At 70.5% G+C, this 5,578-nt stretch carries 7 protein-coding genes; 3 read left to right on the forward strand and 4 right to left on the reverse strand.

Features of this window, described 5'->3' with window-relative positions:
* On the forward strand, positions 1–396 hold a 396-nt coding region (locus tag VGD44_RS19615; RefSeq protein ID WP_331090066.1), incomplete at its 5' end, for a Pycsar system effector family protein.
* 44 nt (positions 397–440) lie between these two features.
* The gene (locus VGD44_RS19620) at positions 441–977 is read left to right on the forward strand and encodes a Pycsar system effector family protein (protein ID WP_331090067.1); all 537 of its coding nucleotides are present in this window, start codon (positions 441–443) and stop codon (positions 975–977) included.
* Here VGD44_RS19620 and VGD44_RS19625 read toward each other — a convergent pair.
* Positions 970–1,383, reverse strand: coding sequence for a cupin domain-containing protein (locus VGD44_RS19625; RefSeq protein ID WP_331090068.1), 414 nt, complete (start codon positions 1,381–1,383; stop codon positions 970–972). The two genes, VGD44_RS19620 and VGD44_RS19625, sit on opposite strands and share 8 nt — an antisense overlap.
* A gap of 79 nt (positions 1,384–1,462) precedes the next feature.
* On the opposite strand from VGD44_RS19625, the gene VGD44_RS19630 reads away from it, so the two are divergent.
* A complete protein-coding gene (locus VGD44_RS19630) occupies positions 1,463–2,929 on the forward strand; it encodes an adenosine deaminase (RefSeq protein ID WP_331090069.1) in 1,467 nt (488 codons plus the stop codon).
* 8 nt (positions 2,930–2,937) lie between these two features.
* Here VGD44_RS19630 and VGD44_RS19635 read toward each other — a convergent pair whose 3' ends face one another.
* From VGD44_RS19635 to VGD44_RS19645, 3 genes are all read right to left on the reverse strand, one after another.
* Positions 2,938–4,266 (reverse strand): NCS2 family permease, encoded by a 1,329-nt coding sequence (locus VGD44_RS19635; RefSeq protein WP_331090070.1) that lies wholly within the window; start codon positions 4,264–4,266, stop codon positions 2,938–2,940.
* Positions 4,263–5,291, reverse strand: a complete 1,029-nt coding sequence (locus VGD44_RS19640; protein ID WP_331090071.1) for a purine nucleoside permease — start codon at positions 5,289–5,291, stop codon at positions 4,263–4,265. The genes VGD44_RS19635 and VGD44_RS19640 overlap by 4 nt, the downstream gene beginning before the upstream one ends.
* Before the next feature lie 55 nt (positions 5,292–5,346).
* On the reverse strand, positions 5,347–5,578 hold a 232-nt coding region (locus tag VGD44_RS19645), incomplete at its 5' end, for an amidohydrolase family protein (protein ID WP_331090072.1).

The following is a 5,578-nucleotide window of genomic DNA, read 5'->3' on the forward strand; positions in this document are numbered from 1 at the left end:
AGCATCAGCCTGGGCAACACAGGCGCGCGGCCGTTGCCGCTGATGATCCTAGGCGCGGCGGCCTTCTTCGCGGCGTGCCTGGCGGTGCTGGCCGTGCTGCCGTCGGTGAAGGTCCCACCGCGGCCGGACGGGCCGGCGAACCTGCTGTTTTTCGGCTCCTACACCCAGCTTTCGGAGGACGAGTTCGTCGAGCGCCTGATGACCGTGGCGCTGAACCCGCGGGTCACCTTCGAGGCGTTCGCGCACGAGATCTACCAGAACGGCCGGGTGCTCGCGTTCAAGAAGTATCGCTTCCTGAGCTACGCCTACCGCATCCTGCTGGCCGGGCTGATCGGGGCGCTTGTCGCGTTCCTGGCGCCCTATGCGCTGCGACTGTTCGGCATCGCGTACACCTGAGGAGACCTCTAGACTGGCGCCGCGAAGCCGCCGGAGGGGGCGAGATGAGCGTGCAGCCAGCGCCGGACAAGCCGGCCTATGGGCCCGACGGCGTCCACCTGCTGCGGACGTCGATGTCGATCCAGTATCAGCTCAGCCAGATGGCCGACCAGAAGGCCAATATGCTGCTGGCGGCGACCTTCGTGATCTTCACGATCACCGTGGGCCAGATGGGGGGCCGCGCGCCGGTGGCCCCGCTGATGATCCTGGCCGCGGCCGCTTTCATGGCCGCGACGCTGGCGATCCTGACGGTGCTGCCGTCGGTGAAGACGCCGCCCAAGGCCACCGGGCCCGGCAACGTGCTGTTCTTCGGCTCGTTCACCCAGCTTCCCGAGGAGGAATTCGTGCGGATGGTCACCACCATCGCCGTGGATCAGCAGGCCACCTACGAGACCATCGCCCACGACATCTACCAGAACGGCCGGGTGCTCGCGTTCAAGAAGTACCGCTACCTGGGCTACGCCTACCGCATCCTGCTGGGCGGCCTCATCGCGAGCTTCCTGACCTTCATCGCGCCGTTCGCGCTGGCGCTCTTCAGCTAGGCGTCCAGCCGGGCGGGGCGAGCTCGAAGCCCTGGAAGCGGAACCCCGGGACCACGACGCAGGCGACGAGCGTCCAGCCGCGGTCGGCTTCGGCCGACTGCCATTCGTTCGTGCGGACCAGGTGCTGCGGCGACTGGCCGGGGCCGGGGCCGAGGCGGGTCTCGGTGATGTCGGAGCCCTGGGCGGTTCGCAGGTTCAGGGCCTGGCCGGCCTGGAAGATCCACATCTCCTCGGCGTCGACGCGGTGCCAGTGCGAGCGCTGGCCGGCCTCCAGCAGGAACAGGATCGACGTACCGGCGGCGCGGCCGTCGGGCAGGGCGGTCTCCGAGCGCCAGGTCTCGCGGTACCAGCCGCCCTCCGGATGCGGCTGCAGCTTCAGGCGGGTGATGAGGTCGGCGGCGTCCATCGCCGGAGGAGAAGGCAAACGCCGGCGTTGCGCCATAGCGCGCTTGACCGCGCGGCCAAGCTCGGGCCCGCTTGCGACCATGCGACGAATCTCATGGACCCTGGTCGCCGCGCTTTCGGTGGCGACGCCGGCTGCGGCCGCGCCCGACCTGGCCAGGATGTCGGCGGCCGAACTGGCCGCGACGCTGAAGGCCTTCCCGAAGGGCGGCGAGCTGCACAACCACATGGGCGGCGGCACGCCCCCGGAGCTGATCCTGGAGTGGGCGATCGAGGACAAGCTCTGCATCGACACCGTCGAGCTGGCGATCCGGCTGAGTTGCACCGGCGAGAACCTGCGGCCGGCCGCCGACATCGCCACGAGCGAGGCGCTGCGCTCGGCCATGATCGACAGCCTGAGCACGCGCCATCCGGGCTTCCGCGACCGCTCGGCCCACGATCAGTTCTTCACCGCGTTCGCGCGCCGGGGGACGACGCCGAAGCGGACGGGCGACGCGCTGGCCGAGACGCTGGAGGGGCTGGCGCGGCAGAACACCTTCTACGTCGAGCTGATGGTGACACCGCAGTACTTCCCCGCCCGCGCGCTGGGCGCTCAGGTGGGCTGGAAGGGCGACGCGGCCGCCACCAGAGCGGCCCTGACCGAGGCCGGGATCGAGAAGCTGGTCCCAGCCGTGATCGCCGACACCGACGCAATGGAGGCGCGCGCCCGCGAGGTGATGAAGTGCGGCGCGCCGCATGCCAGCCCCGGCTGCCAGGTGACGGCCCGCTACCTCTTCCAGGCGATGCGCGACGGCAAGCCCGAGCAGACGATGGCGCAGCTGCAGTTGGGCGTCGCCGTGGTCGCCGCCGACAAGCGCTGGGTGGGACTGCAGCTGGTGTCGCCCGAGGACAGCTACGAGTCGACCAAGCATTACGACGTCCACATGCGGATCGTGGCCGAGCTCACGGACACGGGCCGCAAGACGCCTGTGGCGCTGCACGCCGGCGAGCTGAATCTGAAGCTGGTGGCGCCGAAGACGATCAGCCATCACGTCACCGACGCGGTGCGGATCGCCGGCGCCCGGCGCATCGGCCACGGGACGGCGCTGCCGCTGGAAGTCGACGCGCAGGCGGTGGCTCGCGAGATGGCGGCGAAGGGCGTGCTGATCGAGACCAACCTCGTCTCGAACTCGGTGATCCTTGAGGTGCCGCCTGAGGCGCACCCCTACGCCTGGTTCCGGAAGATGGGCATTCCGGTCGCGTTCTCCACCGACGACAGCGGGATCACCCGCCACGAACTCTGGGGAGATTACGCCTTCGCGATCCGCAACGGGGCGACCTACGGGGACCTGAAGACCGCGGCCCGCAACGGCATCGCCTTCAGCTTCCTGGCCGGCGAAGGGCTGTGGGCCGATCCGAACGTCTACAAGCGCCCGGTGGCGGCGTGCGCAGGGCAGATCGGGGCCGAGGCGCCGCGGGGCGCCTGCGCGGACCTGGTGGCGAAGAGCGACAAGGCGCGCGAGCAGTGGCGTCACGAGCGGCTGCTGAAGGCGTTCGAGGCGGGGCGGTAGCGCGGCCGCTACCCCTCCACCGCCATGTAGACGAACCGCGCCACGAACAGCGCCGCCAGCGCGAAGAGCAGCCAGTCACCCTTGGCGATGCGGCGGGTGGCGAGCTTGAGCAGCGCATAGGCGATGACGCCGAAGGCCAGGCCGTTGGCGATGGAGAAAGTCAGCGGGATGGTCACCAGCGTGAGGAACGCCGGGATGGCGACCACCGGGTCGTCCCAGTCGATCTCGGTGAGCGGGGCCATCATCATCCCGCCCACCAGGATCAGCGCCGGGGCCGTGGCCGCCGCCGGGATCACCTGGGCCCAGGGCGCGACGAAGAGCGTGGCCAGGAACAGCAGGCCGGTGACGATGGCGGTGAGGCCGGTGCGCCCGCCCGCCGAGACGCCCGAGGCGCTCTCGATGTAGCTGACCACCGTTGACGTGCCGGCAAGCGAGCCCACGACCGTGGCGCCGGCGTCGGCGAACAGAATGCGGTTCAGTCGCGGGATCGTGCCGTCGGGCCGCATCAGGCCAGCCTTCTTGGAGACGGCGACCAGGGTGCCGACGTTGTCGAACAGGTCGACGAACAGGAAGACGAACAGGATTTCCAGCAGGGCCAGGCCGAAGCCGTGCCCGCCGATACCCAGGGCGGCGGGAATGTCGAGTTTCAGCGCCGTGCCCGTCATCTCCTCGAAGCTGTAGGGCTGCGGGCTCCAGGTCGCGAGGCCGAGCAGCCAGCCCAGGACGGCCGTGGCGACGATGCCGATGAAGATCGCGCCGCGCACCTTCAGCACCATCAGTATGGAGAGGATGGCGAGACCCAGGAGCGCGAGCAGCGTCGTCGGCGCCTTGACCTCGCCGAGGGTCACCAAGGTCGCCGGGTTGTCCACCACGAGGCCGGCGCCGCGCAGGCCGATGAAGGCGATGAAGAGGCCGATGCCGGCGGCGATGGCCGAGAACAGCGCCCGTGGGATGGCGCTGACGATGAGCTGGCGCACGCCGGCCAGGGTCAGCACGAAGAACAGCACGCCGGAGATGAAGACCAGCCCCAGCGCCGTCTGCCATGGCACGCCCATGCCCTGGACGACGGTGAAGGCGAAGTAGGCGTTCAGCCCCATGCCGGGCGCCAGCGCGATCGGGTAGTTGGCGAGGAAGCCCATCAGCAGGCAGCCGACGCCCGCCGCCAGGCATGTGGCGGCCGCGACGCCGGCCAGCGGCATCCCCGTGGTCGACAGGATCGCCGGGTTGACCAGCACGATGTAGGCCATGGTCAGGAAGGTGGTGGCGCCGGCCAGAACCTCGGTCTGGACGCTGGTCCCGCGCTCGCGGAGCTGGAAGGTCTTCTCGAGCAGGCTCATTTGGCGATCCCTTGCGGCAGCGCGTCGGCGTAGCGGTCCCATCCCGCGACCAGGGCCTTCACAACCGGCGCGCCGACGCGATAGGCCGCCTCGACTCCGGCCTCGAGGCCGCCATCGGCGAAGGCGATGCGGTTCGGCTTGCCCGCGCCGGGGCGTGAGTAGTTGCTGGCGGTCCGGAGGATCAGCACGCGGCGGGGATCGACGCGCTTCGAAGCCGCGAACAGCGCCAGGGTGTCGAGCACGGCCTGGTCCTCGCCGTCGGTCATGGTCAGCACGCCCTGGCCGTCGGTCTGGACGCGGACCCAGTCGCGGGCCCAGCGCGTGCGCAGCTCGCCGTGCCAGAAGCGGACCGTCCCCAGGCTCGCGCCGATGAACACGTGCGGCGGCTTCTGGGCCGCCGGCTCCTCGCGGTAGCCAGCGCGATCGGCGGCCAGCTTGGCGTTGTCGGGCAGGTCGATGCTGCGGGTCAGCTCGTAGGCCCAGCGGGTGAGGCCGGGATCGAGCCGCCAGGCCATGCCGCTGGCGCCCTCATGGTTGCCCTTCTCGCCGGGGCCGTTCGAGTTGGCGGCGTAGAGGCCCCACGGCCAGCCGGCGATGATCTCGCGGTCGTCGATCTCGTAGAGCGGATCGCCGTCGACCACCCAGTCTGACCAGGCGGCGCTGCCGATGGAGCCCGTCTTCGGATCGACGCCCGCGATTCCGGCCATCAGCCAGTAGGCCTTGGAGAGGTCGAAGCGCGGGTCGGCGACCAGCGCCGCCAGCGAGGTTCGGGCGCGTCCGAACATGCCGGTGTTGATGACCAGCACGCCGTCCTTGGTGAGCCGCGCCGGCCGCTCGACGCCGGGGATCGCGACGGTCTCGATCGCCGGATACCGCTCGACCCACAGCTGGAGCTCGCCCGCCATGTCGCCGGTGTCGGCGCCGATCTCGAAGGCGGTGACCACGACCACCTTGATCGGGATCGGCGCGGCGAGCGCCGCGGCGGGCGCCAGCAGCGCGGCGATGAACACGAGAAGACGGAGCACGCGATTCCCCCGAGGCCTGGCCGCATAGTCGGGCGCTCGGAGGCGGAGGCAACCCCTAGGTCGGCTGACGCGCGTGGGCGAGCTCGCCCATGAGGTAGGTGCGCTCGACGCAGCGGTCGTCTGCCAGCACGGCGAGCACGAAGAGGGTCTCGGCCAGCGTGCGGGCCTTGGCGGTGCGACGCGCGAGCAGCGGCGTGGCGGCGAGGTCGAGGACGAGGAAGTCGGCCTCCTTGCCGGGCCGAAGGTTGCCGACCTTGTCGTCGATGTGCAGCGCCCGGGCGCCGGCG

This window comes from Phenylobacterium sp., from assembly GCF_036402295.1.
Taxonomy (GTDB): Bacteria; Pseudomonadota; Alphaproteobacteria; order Caulobacterales; family Caulobacteraceae; genus Phenylobacterium.